The sequence below is a fragment of the Staphylococcus pseudintermedius genome (assembly GCF_034042775.1).
Classification (GTDB): domain Bacteria; phylum Bacillota; class Bacilli; order Staphylococcales; family Staphylococcaceae; genus Staphylococcus; species Staphylococcus pseudintermedius.
In genome coordinates, this window is sequence record NZ_CP120150.1 from 1,230,537 (window position 1) to 1,247,133 (window position 16,597).

The 16,597-nt window shown below is 36.4% G+C and carries 15 protein-coding genes; 14 read left to right on the forward strand and 1 reads right to left on the reverse strand.

Annotated features, from left to right (window positions below; translation table 11 throughout):
• The first annotated feature begins 3 nt into the window (after window positions 1–3).
• The 4 genes from P3U61_RS05840 to holA all read left to right on the forward strand — a co-directional run bounded on the left by P3U61_RS05840 (window position 4) and on the right by holA (window position 4,489).
• Entirely contained in the window at window positions 4–672 is a 669-nt protein-coding gene (locus tag P3U61_RS05840) for a helix-hairpin-helix domain-containing protein (protein WP_014613767.1), read from the forward strand.
• 85 nt (window positions 673–757) lie between these two features.
• A complete protein-coding gene (locus P3U61_RS05845) occupies window positions 758–1,216 on the forward strand; it encodes a ComE operon protein 2 (RefSeq protein ID WP_101457970.1) in 459 nt (152 codons plus the stop codon).
• Between the two features lie 2 nt (window positions 1,217–1,218).
• Window positions 1,219–3,447, forward strand: coding sequence for a DNA internalization-related competence protein ComEC/Rec2 (locus P3U61_RS05850; RefSeq protein ID WP_152129559.1), 2,229 nt, complete (start codon window positions 1,219–1,221; stop codon window positions 3,445–3,447).
• A gap of 67 nt (window positions 3,448–3,514) precedes the next feature.
• Window positions 3,515–4,489, forward strand: coding sequence for a DNA polymerase III subunit delta (gene holA / locus P3U61_RS05855; RefSeq protein WP_015729255.1), 975 nt, complete (start codon window positions 3,515–3,517; stop codon window positions 4,487–4,489).
• Between the two features lie 173 nt (window positions 4,490–4,662).
• On the opposite strand, the gene rpsT is transcribed toward holA, so the two are convergent.
• Window positions 4,663–4,911 (reverse strand): 30S ribosomal protein S20, encoded by a 249-nt coding sequence (rpsT, locus tag P3U61_RS05860; protein WP_014613771.1) that lies wholly within the window; start codon window positions 4,909–4,911, stop codon window positions 4,663–4,665.
• 322 nt (window positions 4,912–5,233) lie between these two features.
• On the opposite strand from rpsT, the gene lepA reads away from it, so the two are divergent.
• The 10 genes from lepA (at window position 5,234) to rpsU (ending at window position 16,562) form a co-directional block, all read left to right on the forward strand.
• The gene (gene lepA, locus P3U61_RS05865; protein WP_014613772.1) at window positions 5,234–7,057 is read left to right on the forward strand and encodes a translation elongation factor 4; all 1,824 of its coding nucleotides are present in this window, start codon (window positions 5,234–5,236) and stop codon (window positions 7,055–7,057) included.
• 67 nt (window positions 7,058–7,124) lie between these two features.
• Entirely contained in the window at window positions 7,125–8,246 is a 1,122-nt protein-coding gene (gene hemW / locus P3U61_RS05870; protein WP_096533274.1) for a radical SAM family heme chaperone HemW, read from the forward strand.
• Window positions 8,247–8,348: 102 nt separating this feature from the next.
• Window positions 8,349–9,338 (forward strand): heat-inducible transcriptional repressor HrcA, encoded by a 990-nt coding sequence (gene hrcA, locus P3U61_RS05875; protein ID WP_037542851.1) that lies wholly within the window; start codon window positions 8,349–8,351, stop codon window positions 9,336–9,338.
• 14 nt (window positions 9,339–9,352) lie between these two features.
• The gene (gene grpE, locus P3U61_RS05880) at window positions 9,353–9,994 is read left to right on the forward strand and encodes a nucleotide exchange factor GrpE (RefSeq protein ID WP_015729253.1); all 642 of its coding nucleotides are present in this window, start codon (window positions 9,353–9,355) and stop codon (window positions 9,992–9,994) included.
• A gap of 63 nt (window positions 9,995–10,057) precedes the next feature.
• On the forward strand, window positions 10,058–11,890 hold the full coding sequence (dnaK, locus tag P3U61_RS05885) for a molecular chaperone DnaK (protein ID WP_014613776.1): 1,833 nt from the start codon (window positions 10,058–10,060) through the stop codon (window positions 11,888–11,890).
• Between the two features lie 109 nt (window positions 11,891–11,999).
• Window positions 12,000–13,133, forward strand: a complete 1,134-nt coding sequence (gene dnaJ / locus P3U61_RS05890) for a molecular chaperone DnaJ (protein WP_015729251.1) — start codon at window positions 12,000–12,002, stop codon at window positions 13,131–13,133.
• A gap of 3 nt (window positions 13,134–13,136) precedes the next feature.
• Window positions 13,137–14,069 carry a 50S ribosomal protein L11 methyltransferase gene (gene prmA / locus P3U61_RS05895; protein ID WP_310464139.1) on the forward strand — a complete coding sequence of 311 codons (933 nt, stop codon included), beginning with the start codon at window positions 13,137–13,139 and terminating at the stop codon, window positions 14,067–14,069.
• Window position 14,070: 1 nt separating this feature from the next.
• A complete protein-coding gene (locus P3U61_RS05900) occupies window positions 14,071–14,823 on the forward strand; it encodes a 16S rRNA (uracil(1498)-N(3))-methyltransferase (RefSeq protein ID WP_014613779.1) in 753 nt (250 codons plus the stop codon).
• A 4-nt stretch (window positions 14,824–14,827) separates the two neighbouring features.
• Window positions 14,828–16,177, forward strand: a complete 1,350-nt coding sequence (gene mtaB / locus P3U61_RS05905) for a tRNA (N(6)-L-threonylcarbamoyladenosine(37)-C(2))-methylthiotransferase MtaB (RefSeq protein WP_015729250.1) — start codon at window positions 14,828–14,830, stop codon at window positions 16,175–16,177.
• 208 nt (window positions 16,178–16,385) lie between these two features.
• Window positions 16,386–16,562, forward strand: coding sequence for a 30S ribosomal protein S21 (gene rpsU / locus P3U61_RS05910; protein ID WP_002471046.1), 177 nt, complete (start codon window positions 16,386–16,388; stop codon window positions 16,560–16,562).
• Window positions 16,563–16,597 lie beyond the last annotated feature (35 nt).

Consider the following 16,597-nt stretch of genomic DNA (forward strand, 5'->3'; position numbering starts at 1 on the left):
TTTATGTTTTCTGTAAATCAAATCATCGCGTTAGTCAAACAGTACAAATTGCAAACAGCTGTTGTTATTGCAATCTTCATCGCGATTGGAGGATGGCTTGTCTTTAATTCTGGTGAGGAAGACCCTGCAAAAGATAATTTAGCAATGCAACAAACGCAACCGATTGAGGTGCATCAAGCAAAATCGAAAAGTAAAGATAAAAAAGAGCAAAATTCACAGACGCCTCAAAAAATTATTGTCGATATTAAAGGCGCAGTAAAAAAACCGAATACGTATGAAATGCAATCAGATGATCGAATGAAACAGCTATTAGATAAGGCAGAACCGTTGAATACTGCTGATTTGAGTCGTGTTAATTTAGCGGAAAAGTTAACAGATCAAAAAATGATTTATATTCCGGATCAACGTGAAGTGACAACCTCTAACTCTAGTCATGCATCACAACAAGATGATACGTCAGCTGCGTCTACTTCACAAAACATCTCTGTTAATTTAAATACTGCCGACGAGAAGGAACTGACCCAAATTCCTGGCATAGGGCCTTCAAAAGCGCAAACGATTATTAAACATCGTGAAGAAAATGGACCTTTCCAAAGTGTTGAAGATTTAAAAAATGTCAAAGGAATTGGGGAAAAAACATTTGAAAAACTAAAGAACTATTTAACAGTTTAATCCTAAATAGGGTGTAACTAGTCGAAGCAAGTCGAATCCTTTATAATAAGAATAAAATCAACAATGATACGAGGTGACAAAAAGTATGAAACGTATTCAATGGCATGAATATTTTATGGCACAGTCTCATTTATTAGCATTGAGATCTACTTGTACACGCCTCTCTGTAGGTGCAACAATTACTAAAGATAATCGGATCATCGCGGGAGGTTATAACGGTTCAGTTTCAGGTGAAGTCCATTGTATAGATGAAGGCTGTTTAATGGAAGGTGGACACTGTATTAGAACGATACATGCTGAAATGAACGCTATCTTGCAATGTTCGAAACAAGGTGTCTCTACTGAAAATGCAACAATTTATGTCACGCATTTCCCTTGTTTGAACTGTACAAAATCGATTATTCAAGCTGGGATTAAAACGATTTATTATGCGGAAGATTACCATAATCATGATTACGCAGTGAAGCTATTAGAACAATCTGGTGTGCACTATGAAAAAATCAGTTTTAATCGTCAACACATTGCGGAATATTTATTGGAATAATAATGACTTATTGGTTAATTACATATATTATCGGCAATATTGCTTATCATCATTTGTTAACTGCATGCTTCATATATAGCGTGTTAGCATGCAGTTTATACTTAAAGAAAATGTCATGGTTATTCATCATTTCAACCTTGATTGTTGTGCTCATTGGTTATACCATCGAGACGATACAACATAAAAATGAGCCTTCAATCCTAACAGCAACCCCGACGTCATCCCACAAAACGATTAGCGTCCATTTGACGACGTTACCTATTGTGACAGACCAACTTTTAACTGTTCAAGCAACATTCAATAAACAAGAAATACTGATTAAAGGGCGTATCAAACCACAACAATTTATCCCAGATGCGCATTTTCTCCTCAATCACCAATGTCAATTAACAGGTTCTTTTCAACCACCACTTTATCGCCAACAACGACCGCTCTTTGCCGTTAAAAAAATAACATTTGACCAATGTCATATGACAACCCCGACGTTAAAACAACGCATAACGTATGTAAGAAGTGTTGTAACTGAAAGACTGTTAAATTCACAACTTTTCGGAAGAGGCGAACTGATCGCGATTGCAACGGGAAACGCGAATTATTTAGATAAAGATATGAAGTCATTAGCACAACAGTTGGGTATTTCTCATTTGTTTGCTGTGAGCGGGACCCACGTGAGTATATTCATTTTCATGTTTTATGCAATTGGGAAACGTCTCCCTTTACCTATGTATTATACCGAAGTGGGATTAATACTCTTTTTACCGGTATTCTTAATCTTTGTAGGTACCAGTCCAAGTGCGACACGTGCGGTAGCTATGACGTTGCTCCTACTCATAGTTTCAAGGTACTTTCATATGACGTCACTGCAGTCGCTTTTACTCGTTTATTTTGTTATGAGTCTGATGAATAGCGACTATCACTATCATTTAGGCTTTTTATACTCTTTTTTGATTTCAGGGATATTGATTTTGATGAAAGATATTTTTACAGAGCGTCCTATTTATCAATCGCTCTTTTTAGGTTCTTATATTGCTGTTATTGCAGCCATTCCTTTAAACTATGTGCAACTTAATGAGATTCAATGGCAAGGGTTAATCTCAAACTTATTCTTCATCCCACTTTACAGTATAATCATCATTCCACTGTCGTTTATACTTGCCATCATTGCGATTGTTACACCTGCCTTTTTATCTATGTTCACGCACTTCACACACGTTATTTTTGATATCCAAGCTTTTTTATTAAAAAGACTCACAGTGCTAGAAAGGTTCACACTTCCAATACCAGACTTTGGAGAGTTTGGATTTCTTTGTTGTACGATAGCAACGTTTATACTACTTTATTTGCTTTCTCAACGTCGATATATCATTTCTATCGTTCTGGTTTGTTGTCTGTGCATCTTACTATGGCAAGTTCATCCTCGTTTTACTAACCAAATGACCATGATTGATGTGGGTCAAGGTGATGCTATATTGTTCCAAAGCCAAACGGGTGAAACACTCATGATTGATACGGGTGGCGCATATGAACATCATCAACGCAAACAGTCGAATATTAATATTACAAAGAAAAATATTTATCCATTGTTTAAGAAATTAGGGATTCACCAAATCGACTATCTTGTCATTACACATGCACATCAAGATCATATGGGAGAAATCGAACATTTATCACAATATGTGAACATCAAAAATGTGGTTATTAATCCATCACATTTTGATGATGAGAAGTTTCAAAAGGTTCAACATGTGATTGCAAGTGAACATGCACAATTGTATTCATATGAGGACCTCTCTCGTATTGTCTTAGGTGATTTTCAATTTCAATTTTTCAACACTGACATTCCTGAAAGTGAGGACCCCAATGAGCATTCTATTGTGACATTAGCTACAATTCACGATATTCATGTTTTATTGATGGGCGATGCTACGACAAAAAATGAGGATGTCTTGTTAAAGAAATATTCGTTACCACGAATTCAAATATTAAAAGTAGGTCATCATGGCAGTCGGACAAGTTCCTCTAAGACCTTTCTGAGTCAAATTCATCCAGACATCGCACTCATTTCTGCTGGTAAACAAAATATGTATCATTTGCCACATCCTTTAACGCTACAAAAATTACATGACATTCATGCGAAAATTTATAACACCGCAGATAATCATCATATTCATGTCCGATTTGATGCGTTCAATGAAGCAGGTTATACGTTGCGCACAGAACCGTTGAACTGATAATGAAGTCGGCTTAACATTCATGTTATAATACAGCTAAAGCAATGAGATAGAGAGGAATCACATCATGTCAAATATTCATGTCATTCACGGTGAAGTCCCAGAATTAATAGATCGTGAAACAGAACAACTTACTCAAAAGTATTTGGGCAATGAACCTAAAGATGACTTTAATTATGTTAAATACAACTTGTATGAAACGACTTTAAATACAATCATTGAAGAAGCAATGACACTTCCATTTTTTTCGGATAAAAAGATTATTGTTGTACAAAATAGCTATATATTTACCGGTGAAAAACCACCTAAAGAGGCACAGACAAACGCTGACAGCTTATTAGAGTTTATTGAAAAGTATGATGAGGCTTCTTTAATTATTTTTCAAGTTCAAGCGGTGAAGTTAGACGAAAGAAAAAAAGTTGTTAAAGCATTGAAAAAAGTGGCGAACATCAAGAAAATTGAACAAATGACTGAACAAGAAATGCAAAAATGGATTCATCAATATTTGAATCAGTCCTATAAAGAAATTAAACAAGATGCATTAGAAGCGTTGATTCAGTTGACAGGCATTCATTATCGTATGATTAAGCAAGAATTAGATAAGTTGTTGTTGTTTGTCGGTGATCGCCCAACGATTAATAAAGAAGATGTCCAGACGATAGTGAATAGAAGTTTGGAGCAAAACGTTTTTTTATTGACGGATTATATTCAAAAAGGACAAAAGGCACAAGCTATTTCGCTCGTTAAAGATTTAATCCAATTAAAAGAAGAGCCGATTAAACTGTTGGCGTTAATTACAAGTAACTATCGCTTATATTACCAAAGTAAAATTCTCAATCAAAAAGGATACTCTGGTCAGCAGATTGCCAAAACGGTAGGTGTCCATCCTTATCGCGTAAAACTCGCATTGAATCAAGCACGAAAATATGATTTAGACACGTTGTTGACCATTATGGATGTTTGTACAGAAACAGACTATCAATTGAAATCGTCTTATATGGATAAGGTATTGATTTTAGAATTGTTTATTATGAAATTGTAAAGGATGAATATAACAAAAGGCTTTAGGAAGGCGATATGATAGATAGACACGTGTATCACTTCAGCATATGAGTGTGATATATGCACACGTGTCGTTCTCACTCTATAAAAATGAAAGTTGGGAGAGCGGACAATGAAAAAGAGCTATACCTCAAATGGCACAGCTCTTTTTCATTATTTTGCTGACATTAATTTTGATTTCATTCTATCAGCTTTGTTAGAATGAATTAAATTCTTTTGGGCAGCTTTATCAATACGTTTCACTGCTTTGCTTACTAATTCTTGTTTATTATCAGCATTAGTTTCAATTGCTTTTTTCGCGCTTTTCACTGCAGAACGCATGTCATTTTTTTGTGAAATGTTTTTGCTTTCTGCTGTATGAGTTGTTCTCACACGTTTAATTGCAGATTTGATATTTGGCATGAAAGACACCTCCTATAATCGTCTTCGTATCAAAATAATTTGATTACAACAAGATTCATTCTATCAAAACTCTATTCATTGTGCAATAATTAATTGAACCGTTGAATTATTTTTTTCGACGACATGTACTGACGTGACAATATCATTTCTTTAATGCAAGTGTGACCATGACGAAAATGATTTCTATTTGAAGTATTGAATTAATGCATTTCACTTATCATTTTGCGTCATGATAGAGTTGCAATTAATGCTTAAAAACGTTATTATAGCAAAGATGTAATCGTTAATTTACGGGTAAACTTATGAAAGTGAGTATGATGATATGGATAACCAACAACGTTTAAATAGACGTGAAAATATCAGGAATTTTTCGATCATAGCGCATATCGACCACGGGAAATCAACTTTAGCCGATCGAATTTTAGAAAATACAAAGTCTGTTGAATCTCGAGAAATGCAAGCACAACTGTTAGATTCAATGGATTTAGAGCGTGAACGTGGTATCACCATTAAATTAAATGCTGTACGTTTAAAATATGATGCTAAAGATGGACAAACCTACACGTTCCATTTAATCGATACACCAGGACACGTCGACTTTACATACGAAGTGTCACGTTCGTTAGCTGCTTGTGAAGGCGCGATTCTAGTTGTAGACGCTGCACAAGGTATCGAAGCACAAACTTTAGCGAATGTATATTTAGCACTCGACAATGATTTAGAACTGATTCCCGTCATTAATAAAATCGATTTACCAGCTGCTGAACCAGAACGTGTGAAACAAGAGGTTGAAGATGTTATTGGTTTAGACAAAGATGATGCCGTACTAGCGAGTGCGAAAGCTAACATTGGTATTGAAGAAATTTTAGAAAAGATTGTTGAAATGATTCCACCTCCAGACGGGGACCCAGCTGCACCATTGAAAGCATTGATTTTTGACTCTGAATATGACCCATATCGCGGTGTCATTTCTTCGATTCGTGTTGTTGACGGTGTAGTTAAAGCGGGTGACCGTATTCAAATGATGGCGACTGGTAAAACTTTTGAAGTGACTGAAGTCGGCATTAATACACCGAAAGAATTACCGGTTGAAGAGTTAACTGTTGGTGATGTAGGTTATATCATCGCAAGCATTAAAAATGTAGATGACTCACGTGTTGGGGACACTATTACCCACGCTAATAGACCTGCTGAGACCCCTTTAAAAGGGTATAAGAAAATGAATCCAATGGTGTATTGTGGTCTTTTCCCAATTGACAATAAAGACTACAATGATTTACGTGAAGCATTAGAAAAATTGCAGTTAAACGATGCGTCATTAGAATTCGAACCAGAATCTTCAAAAGCACTTGGATTTGGTTATCGTACAGGCTTCCTCGGTATGTTGCATATGGAAATCATTCAAGAACGTATCGAACGTGAATTTGGAATTGAACTTATCGCAACAGCACCATCCGTTATTTACACAGTTATTTTGAGAAATGGTGATGAGATTCATGTAGATAACCCAGCACAAATGCCTGACAGAGATCAAATCGATAAAGTGTTTGAACCTTATGTACGTGCAACGATGATGGTGCCAAATGATTATGTTGGAGCGGTTATGGAACTGTGTCAACGTAAACGTGGTCAGTTTGTCAATATGGATTACTTGGATGATATTCGTGTAAGTATCGTTTATGAATTACCATTGTCAGAAGTCGTTTTTGATTTCTTTGACCAATTGAAGTCCAACACGAAAGGTTACGCTTCATTTGATTATGAATTTATCGAGAATAAAGAAAGTAACCTTGTGAAAATGGACATTTTACTTAACGGCGATAAGGTAGATGCTTTGAGTTTTATTGTACATCGTGATTTTGCATATGAACGTGGTAAAACACTTGTAGAAAAATTAAAAACGTTAATCCCTAGACAACAATTCGAAGTGCCTGTTCAAGCTGCAGTAGGACATAAAATTGTCGCTAGAACAAACATTAAATCAATGGGTAAAAACGTACTTTCGAAATGTTATGGTGGTGACATTAGCCGTAAACGTAAATTATTAGAAAAGCAAAAAGCCGGTAAAGCCAAAATGAAAGCTGTCGGTAGTGTGGAAATTCCACAAGATGCTTTCTTGGCTGTACTGAAAATGGACGATGAATAAAGTGAAAATTTCATGCTCCCGCGCATCTTGAGGTGTCGAGGGGGCATATTTTATGAGGTGAATACTAATGGTGGCAAAAAGTGCTTATATTCATATTCCTTTTTGTGTAAAAATCTGTACGTATTGTGATTTCAATAAATATTTCATCCAAAATCAGCCTGTCGATCTATATTTGGCGTGCTTGGTCGAGGAGATGAAACAATCCAAAGCATCTCAATTAGAGACGTTATTTGTCGGTGGTGGCACGCCTACCGCATTATCTGAATCCCAATTAGAATATTTATTACAAGCAATTCAAGACCAGTTTGATATTAAAGGGGAATACACCTTTGAAGCGAATCCGGACGAACTGACAGAAGAAAAAGTGGCGCTATTGAAACGATACGGTGTGAATCGACTCTCACTTGGCGTACAAACTTTTGACGATACTTTACTTCAAACATTAGGTCGCAGTCATCATAAAGCTGATATTTATCAAGCGATAGACAATGCACGTCGACAAGGTATTACATCCATTAGTTTAGATTTAATGTATCATTTGCCTGGTCAGAGTATGCAACAATTTCAAGAGAGTTTAGAAGAAGCACTCCGCCTTGATATCGACCATTTATCCAGTTATGGCTTAATTCTAGAACCCCAGACACAGTTTTATAATCAGTATCGTAAAGGGAAACTAAAAATGCCTAACGAAGATGTCGGTGCAGAAATGTATCAATATTTAATGAATCGTATGAAAAATAGCCCATTGCAGCAATACGAAATTTCTAACTTTGCTAAAAAAGGGCATGAATCTATCCACAATCAAGTCTATTGGAAAAATGAAAGCTATTATGGCTTTGGTGCAGGTGCGAGTGGTTATATTGGTGGGGTACGTTATACAAATGTTAATCCGGTCAATCACTACATTAAAAAAATCCAACAACATGAATTTCCGCGTTTAACTGAAACGACTCCGACTGTTAAAGAACAAATTGAAGAAGAAATGTTTCTAGGATTAAGAATGAATACCGGTGTTGATAAAATAAAGTTCCAAAAGAAATATCATCAAACAATTGAAGCTATCTATGCAAAAGAAATCATCTCTTTGGAAGGTCAAAATCTCATTGACCAAACCGATACACACATCGCTTTAACGGATAAAGGAAGAATTGTCGGAAACACGGTGTTTGAGGCATTTATTCAAGTATAAAAAGTTTTTTGAGAAATGATGCTTTAACATTGACTTACTTTGACCAATTTGATAAATTATAATTAGCACTTACAGAGAAAGAGTGCTAATGAGGTGAAAAACATGATTACGCCAAGGCAATTGAAGATTTTAACTGCAATTGTTGAAGATTATGTTGACTTAGGACAACCTATTGGATCTAACACATTAATACAAAGGCACAATGTGGATGTCAGTCCTGCGACGATTCGTAATGACATGAAGACACTAGAAGAAAATTCACTCATCACTAAAACACATTTTTCTTCTGGTCGAATCCCTTCAGAAGCAGGATTTAGACTCTATGCCAATCATTTGTTAGAACAACCCTATAATTTTGAAATGCAAGGTAGTCTTGATATTCATCAGATGTTAGTGAATCATCATTATGATTTATCATCGACACTAGACACCTTTGCAAAAGTGTTTTCAAATCAAGCACATTATACCACTCTTGTTATAGGACCTGATCACTCAAAGGCCTCTATACTGGATGTGCATTTGATGAAGTTAAATCCACACCATTTAATCGTAGTGATGATTGATGAGACGGGACAAGTGAAACATCTGCATGTGACAAGCGATCAACCTTATGCTGATCATTCGATCATTAAAGTATCCAACTATCTATCTGCGAACGTGCGTCAATTTTTTGATGGTAATGATGTGCAATCCATAGAAGTGTATCGCATGCTGGGATTTAATGCAGAAGAGGCAGATTTAATCGTTCGTATTTTACACATGTTGCATCAGTACCGTAACAATCAATCTACGCGTGTTTATTTAGGTGGTAAACATCAACTCATTGAAGGATTAAACGAGTCGACTGTGGCGTCCATACAACCTATATTAAAATATATTGAGTCCGATCGTATTGCTGATGTGATTCATCATATGTCTGACCAATTGATTAATGTACGTATTGGGACCGATATTGAACAAAATTTACACGGCATTGCGATATTAAGCCGATCATATCAAATAGATAAAGATTTAACAGGTCATATTGCTGTTATTGGTCCTACTGCTATGCATTATCATAATGTGATACAATTGTTGAGTCGGATTTCATAACGAGGTGATACGAAATGTTTAAACGTAATGGAGGTTTGAAAATGTCAGAGGAAAAAGACGTGCGTAAGGACGAAGAAATCAAAGAAACTGAGTCACAAGAAACAACAGAAACTTCAGAACTAGAAGTGGAAAATGAACAAGTTGCAGTAAATCAAGACTCTGAGAACGAAAATGATGCAAGCAATGATGAAACGCAAGATCTTAAAGATGAGGAAATTGCTTCTTTAAAAGCTGAAGTTGATGCGAAAGAAGAACAATATTTGCGTTTATATGCAGAATTTGAAAATTATAAAAGACGTATTCAAAACGAAGCGCAAACACAAAAGAGATATCAGGCACAAAAAGTACTTACTGATGTATTGCCAGCACTTGATAATTTTGAACGTGCTCTAAAAATTGAAGGTGATGATGAATCATTTAACGCACTGAAAAAAGGTGTGGAAATGGTTTACGAGAGCCTATTAAAAGCACTAGAAGATAATGGATTAGAAAAAATCAAAACTGAAGGTGAACAGTTTGATCCGAACTTCCATCAAGCAGTCATGCAAGATGAAAATCCGGATTTTGAATCTGGACAAATTACCGAAGAATTACAAGCTGGCTATCAGTTGAAAGATAGAGTGTTACGTGCTTCAATGGTAAAAGTAAATCAATAATTTTGACGAAGAAAACCATTTATGTGAAAATAATTGTGTTTGAAAATTAGGAGGAATTTGACTATGAGTAAAGTAATTGGAATTGACTTAGGTACAACAAACTCTTGTGTATCAGTATTAGAAGGTGACGAACCTAAAGTTATTCAAAACCCTGAAGGCGCTAGAACTACACCATCTGTTGTTGCATTTAAAAATGGTGAAACACAAGTTGGGGAAGTTGCTAAACGTCAGGCAATCACAAACCCTAATACAATCCAATCTATTAAACGTTACATGGGTACAGACCATAAAGAAAATATTGACGGTAAATCTTATACACCTCAAGAAATTTCTGCAATGATTTTACAAAACTTAAAAAGCACTGCAGAAAGCTACTTAGGTGAAAAAGTTGAAAAAGCGGTTATTACAGTTCCTGCTTACTTCAATGATGCAGAACGTCAAGCGACTAAAGATGCGGGTAAAATCGCTGGTCTTGAAGTTGAACGTATCATCAACGAACCAACAGCTGCAGCATTAGCTTACGGTTTAGACAAAACTGACAAAGATGAAAAAGTACTTGTATTCGACCTTGGTGGTGGTACTTTCGACGTATCTATCCTTGAATTAGGTGACGGTGTATTCGAAGTATTAGCAACAGCTGGTGACAATAAACTTGGTGGGGACGATTTTGACCAAGTGATTATTGATTACTTAGTACAACAATTCAAATCTGAAAATGGTGTCGACTTATCACAAGATAAAATGGCATTACAACGTTTAAAAGATGCTGCTGAGAAAGCGAAAAAAGACTTATCAGGTGTATCTTCAACACAAATTTCATTACCATTTATCTCAGCTGGTGAAGCGGGTCCATTGCATTTAGAAATAACTTTAAGCCGTGCGAAATTTGAAGAATTAGCATATGATCTTGTACAAAAAACGATGGGACCTACACGTCAAGCAATGAAAGATGCCGGTCTTTCAAACGCTGACATTGATGAAGTCATCTTAGTTGGTGGTTCAACACGTATTCCTGCAGTACAAGAAGCAATTAAAAAAGAAATTGGTAAAGAACCAAACAAAGGTGTTAACCCTGATGAAGTTGTTGCGATGGGTGCAGCAATCCAAGGTGGGGTTATCACTGGTGATGTTAAAGATGTTGTATTATTAGACGTAACACCACTATCATTAGGTATCGAAATTATGGGTGGTCGTATGAATACGTTAATTGAAAGAAACACAACGATTCCAACATCTAAATCTCAAGTTTACTCTACAGCAGCAGATAACCAACCAGCTGTAGACATTCACGTTTTACAAGGTGAACGTCCAATGGCATCAGATAACAAAACATTAGGTCGTTTTCAATTAACTGATATTCCACCAGCACCACGTGGCGTACCTCAAATCGAAGTAACATTTGATATCGATAAAAACGGTATTGTAAATGTAACTGCAAAAGACTTAGGTACAAATAAAGAACAAAACATTACAATCGAATCATCTTCTGCATTATCTGATGAAGAAATCGATCGTATGGTAAAAGATGCTGAACAAAACGCTGAAGCAGATAAAAAACGTCGTGAAGAAGTAGATTTAAGAAATGATGCGGATCAACTTGTATTCCAAGTCGACAAAACATTGAAAGACTTAGGCGACAATGTGAGTGAAGAAGATAAAAAAGAAGCTGAAGCGAAAAAAGACGAACTAAAAACTGCATTAGAAGGTAGCGACATTGAAGACATTAAAGCGAAAAAAGAAGCTTTAGAACAAGTCGTGCAACAATTATCAATGAAAGTTTATGAGCAAGCACAACAAGCTGCACAACAGGGTGGCGAGAATACTTCTCAAAACGATAGTACTGTTGAAGATGCAGAATTTAAAGAAGTAAACGACGACGACAATCAACAAAAATAGGTCATTCGATCATATAAATTGACTGTAAAAGGTCGCTCAAAGGGGCTAGGACATTCAATCGTCCCAGCCTCTTTTTATTCAAAAAATCAAATCAAAAGGAGAGAGTGCATTGGCAAAACGAGATTATTACGAAGTCCTTGGCGTGTCGAAAAGTGCGAGTAAAGATGAAATCAAAAAAGCCTACCGTAAATTATCGAAAAAATACCATCCAGATATTAATAAAGAAGAAGGTTCAGATGAGAAATTTAAAGAAATCTCTGAGGCCTATGAAGTATTAAGTGACGAAAATAAACGTGCGCAATACGATCAGTTTGGTCATAGTGGCCCTCAAGGTGGCTTTGGACAGGGATTTGGTGGTCAAGACTTCTCTGGATTCGGTGGTGGCGGCTTTGAAGATATCTTTAGCCAGTTCTTTGGTGGTGCACAACGTCAACGTGATCCGAATGCGCCACGTCGCGGAGACGATCTTCAATACACAATGACTGTCACTTTTGATGAAGCTGTATTCGGTACAAAGAAAGAAATTTCAATTCGAAAAGAAGTGACATGTCATACATGTGGTGGCGAAGGTGCTAAACCAGGTACTAAAAAGAAAACATGTTCATACTGTCATGGGGCAGGTCACGTTTCTGTCGAACAAAATACTATTTTAGGACGTGTGAGAACTGAAAAAGTTTGTCCTGAATGTAATGGTACTGGCGAAGAATTTGAAGAACCATGTCCAACATGTCACGGTAAAGGTACAGAATTAAAAAATGTTAAACTTGAAGTGACGGTGCCTGAAGGTGTCGATAATGATCAACAAATTCGTTTAGCAGGACAAGGTGGACCAGGTGAAAATGGCGGACCAGCTGGTGATCTTTTTGTGATTTTCCGTGTGCAGCCATCTGATAAATTCACACGTGAAGGCGATGACATTTTATACAATCACAATATTAGCTTTGCACAAGCCGCGTTAGGTGACGAAGTTAAAATTCCAACATTAAAAGGGCATGTTATGCTAACAGTGCCTGAGGGAACGCAAACAGGTAAACAATTTAGACTTAAAGGTAAAGGGATTAAAAATGTCCACGGTTATGGCTATGGTGATTTATTTGTTAACATCCGTGTTCAAACACCAACTGGCCTTAACGAGCGCCAACGTGAATTGTTAAAAGAATTTGCCGAAATGTCTGGAGAAACAGTGAACGAACAACCTTCAAATTTTAAAGATAAAGCACGTCGTTTTTTTAAAGGAGAATAACCCATGAATTGGATCGAACTTTCAGTAACTGTTAACCAAGCGGCAGAATCTATCGCCACTGAAATTTTACAAGAAGCAGGTTCTAACGGTGTTGCGATTGAAGACTCAAGTGAGATTTCTAAAATTCGAGAAGATCGTTTTGGAGAAATTTTTGAACTTAATCCAGCTGACTATCCAGAGCAACATATGATTGTTAAAGCTTATTTTAATGATTTACAATATGACGAAATATTGAAAAATAACATATTTTCAAAACTTCAAGCTTCACCCTTAATAGACCCAGATGTGTTGATGATAGAACAAAAGTTCGTCCAAGAGTCTGATTGGGAAAACGAATGGAAAAATTACTTTCATCCATTTCAAGCATCTGAACGCTTTTTCATCGTACCTAGTTGGGAATCTGTCGAGCGTGATGATACGCAGCTTTATATTGAATTGGATCCAGGAATGGCCTTTGGTACTGGAGATCATCCAACGACAAGTATGTGTCTCAAAGCGCTTGAGCAGATTGTCAAACCAGAGCACCGTGTCATTGATGTCGGCACGGGTTCAGGTATTTTAAGTGTCGCTTCATATTTATTAGGGGCGCAATCAATTAAAGCGACAGACTTAGATGAAATGGCTGTCCAAGTTGCAAAAGAAAACTTTGAAAAGAATCATTGTTTAGACGCGATTGAAACGGCAACAGGTAATTTACTGACAGAAGAAAAGGGCCAATATGATGTCGTTATTGCTAACATTTTAGCGCACATCATTGAAAAAATGGTTCAAGATGCATATGATCATTTAAATCCTGAAGGCTATTTTATCACTTCTGGTATTATTGAAGAGAAACGTGAGTCTGTTCAAACGTTAATGGAAGAAACAGGGTTCACAATTAAAGAAGTTAAAAACGATGAAGGTTGGATTTGTATCATCGGTCAGAAGGTGAATTAACATGCAAAGATACTTTTTAAATGAAAACGCTGAGCAGCATCAGCGTTTTTTTATCACTAACAATAATGATATACATCATATTAAAAGTGTGATGAGACAAAACGTTGGCGACGCACTCATTATTAACTTTTTAAATGCCGTCACGTATCGCTGCAAAATTATTGATATTGAAGCGCAACGTATTACGATTGAAACTGTGGAACGTATTGAAGTAGAAACGGAGCTCCCTTTGAATATTACAATTTGTAGCGGTTTAATTAAAGGCGATAAATACGAATGGTTACTACAAAAAGCGACTGAACTTGGAGCGACATCGTTCATCATTACCCAAATGGATCGTTCTGTCGTGAAACTGAATCAACAAAAAGCTGCCAAAAAGGTTGAACGTTGGCAAAAAATAGTGAAAGAAGCGGCAGAACAAAGTTATCGTCAAGCCGTGCCTCAAGTGAAATTTGTCTCGAATTTACACGAAATATATGATATGATAGGTCAATATGATTGTGTGCTTATGGCATATGAAGCGGCTGCTAAACAAAATGAACGCGCTCTGTTTAAGCAACAATTACGTCAATTCAAACACGGGTCCCATGTATTATTATTATTCGGCCCAGAAGGTGGTTTTTCTGAAAATGAAATCGCACTTTTTGAAGATGTTGCACAAAGCGTAGGGCTAGGACCTCGTATTTTACGTGCTGAAACAGCGCCACTTTATGCATTAAGTGCCATAAGCTACGAAATAGAATTAATGGGGTGAATCTATGTCTACAGTTGCCTTTCATACATTAGGGTGTAAAGTAAACCATTATGAAACTGAAGCAATTTGGCAGTTATTTAAAGATGCAGAATATAACCGTGTGGATTTTGAACAAAATGCGGACGTATTCGTGATTAATACATGTACAGTAACAAATACAGGTGATAAAAAGAGTCGCCAAATTATTCGACGTGCGATTCGACAAAATCCTGATGCGGTTATATGTGTGACAGGATGTTATGCACAAACGTCATCAGCTGAAATTATGGAAATTCCTGGTGTCGATATTGTTGTCGGTACTCAAGATCGTCATAAATTATTAGATTACATCGATACGTATCAAGATGAACGTCAACCGATTAACGGTGTAAGCAATATTATGAAAAATCGTACATACGAAGAGTTAGATGTCCCATATTTTACAGATCGAACACGTGCATCGCTTAAAATTCAAGAAGGTTGTAATAACTTTTGTACGTTCTGTATTATTCCATGGGCACGTGGTTTAATGCGTTCAAGAGACCCAAAAAAGGTAATTGAACAAGCGACACAACTCGTTAACTCAGGGTATAAAGAAATTGTGCTCACTGGTATTCATACTGGGGGCTACGGTCAAGACTTGAAAGACTACAACCTAGCACAATTGTTAAGAGATTTAGAAACAGTTGATGGCTTAGAACGTATTCGTATTTCTTCAATCGAAGCGAGCCAATTAACGGATGAAGTGATTGAAGTATTGCAACAGTCACAAAAAGTAGTACGTCATTTACACATTCCACTTCAATCGGGCTCAGACAGTGTGCTCAAACGTATGCGCCGTAAATATTCAATGGCTCATTTTTCTGAACGTATTCAAAAATTACACGCTGCGTTACCTGGTTTAGCCGTTACAAGCGATGTTATTGTTGGTTTCCCAGGTGAGACTGAAGCAGAATTTCAAGAAACGTATGATTTTATCGTTAACCATCATTTTTCTGAATTACACGTCTTTCCATATTCACCACGAATTGGTACACCTGCTGCACGTATGGATGATCAAATTGATGAAGAAATTAAAAATGAACGTGTCCATAAATTGATTGAATTGAGCAATCAACTTGCTAAAACTTATGCTTCAAAATTTGAAAATGATGTATTAGAAGTAATTCCGGAAGAAAAAGGTTCTCAAGACGGCTTACTCGTTGGCTATGCAGATAACTATATGAAAGTTGAATTTGTAGGTGACGAATCTCTTATTGGACAAATTTGCAAAGTGAAAGTGACACAAGCCGGTTATCCAATCAATCAAGGGACATTACTACGTGTCGTTGAACATGCGACGAATGCTTCAGAAAATGAAAAGGTGTTAAATTAGCCGATAATTTAACATACTACTCGAGTAAATTGTTTGCTTTTATTTACATTTTTTATTATCACGTAAAAAAGATTCATATTCTGTAAAAAAATGTAAATTTGAAGATTGACCGAGAAAAAGATTTAATTTATACTATTCATTACATGGTTACTTACTGTGTAAATGATGAATAAAAGTTTTTTTGATATTTGGAGGGAGGGAAATACAGATGTCTAAAACAGTAGTCCGCAAAAACGAATCATTAGAAGATGCTTTACGTCGTTTTAAACGCTCAGTTTCAAAAAGCGGTACAATTCAAGAAGTTCGCAAACGCGAATTTTATGAAAAACCAAGCGTAAAACGCAAAAAGAAATCTGAAGCTGCGCGTAAACGTAAGTTCAGATAATCATTCAATGTGTTGAACTCCCTCAACATTCAAAT

What these genes read in the sequence shown, in the direction of transcription:
- lepA (WP_014613772.1), top strand. Translation starts at nt 5,234, where the DNA reads ATGGATAACCAACAACGTTTAAATAGACGTGAAAATATCAGGAATTTT.
- rpsT (WP_014613771.1), bottom strand. Translation starts at nt 4,911, where the DNA reads ATGCCAAATATCAAATCTGCAATTAAACGTGTGAGAACAACTCATACA.
- P3U61_RS05850 (WP_152129559.1), top strand. Translation starts at nt 1,219, where the DNA reads ATGACTTATTGGTTAATTACATATATTATCGGCAATATTGCTTATCAT.
- mtaB (WP_015729250.1), top strand. Translation starts at nt 14,828, where the DNA reads ATGTCTACAGTTGCCTTTCATACATTAGGGTGTAAAGTAAACCATTAT.
- grpE (WP_015729253.1), top strand. Translation starts at nt 9,353, where the DNA reads ATGTTTAAACGTAATGGAGGTTTGAAAATGTCAGAGGAAAAAGACGTG.
- P3U61_RS05900 (WP_014613779.1), top strand. Translation starts at nt 14,071, where the DNA reads ATGCAAAGATACTTTTTAAATGAAAACGCTGAGCAGCATCAGCGTTTT.
- hrcA (WP_037542851.1), top strand. Translation starts at nt 8,349, where the DNA reads ATGATTACGCCAAGGCAATTGAAGATTTTAACTGCAATTGTTGAAGAT.
- holA (WP_015729255.1), top strand. Translation starts at nt 3,515, where the DNA reads ATGTCAAATATTCATGTCATTCACGGTGAAGTCCCAGAATTAATAGAT.
- P3U61_RS05840 (WP_014613767.1), top strand. Translation starts at nt 4, where the DNA reads ATGTTTTCTGTAAATCAAATCATCGCGTTAGTCAAACAGTACAAATTG.
- prmA (WP_310464139.1), top strand. Translation starts at nt 13,137, where the DNA reads ATGAATTGGATCGAACTTTCAGTAACTGTTAACCAAGCGGCAGAATCT.
- hemW (WP_096533274.1), top strand. Translation starts at nt 7,125, where the DNA reads ATGGTGGCAAAAAGTGCTTATATTCATATTCCTTTTTGTGTAAAAATC.
- dnaK (WP_014613776.1), top strand. Translation starts at nt 10,058, where the DNA reads ATGAGTAAAGTAATTGGAATTGACTTAGGTACAACAAACTCTTGTGTA.
- P3U61_RS05845 (WP_101457970.1), top strand. Translation starts at nt 758, where the DNA reads ATGAAACGTATTCAATGGCATGAATATTTTATGGCACAGTCTCATTTA.
- rpsU (WP_002471046.1), top strand. Translation starts at nt 16,386, where the DNA reads ATGTCTAAAACAGTAGTCCGCAAAAACGAATCATTAGAAGATGCTTTA.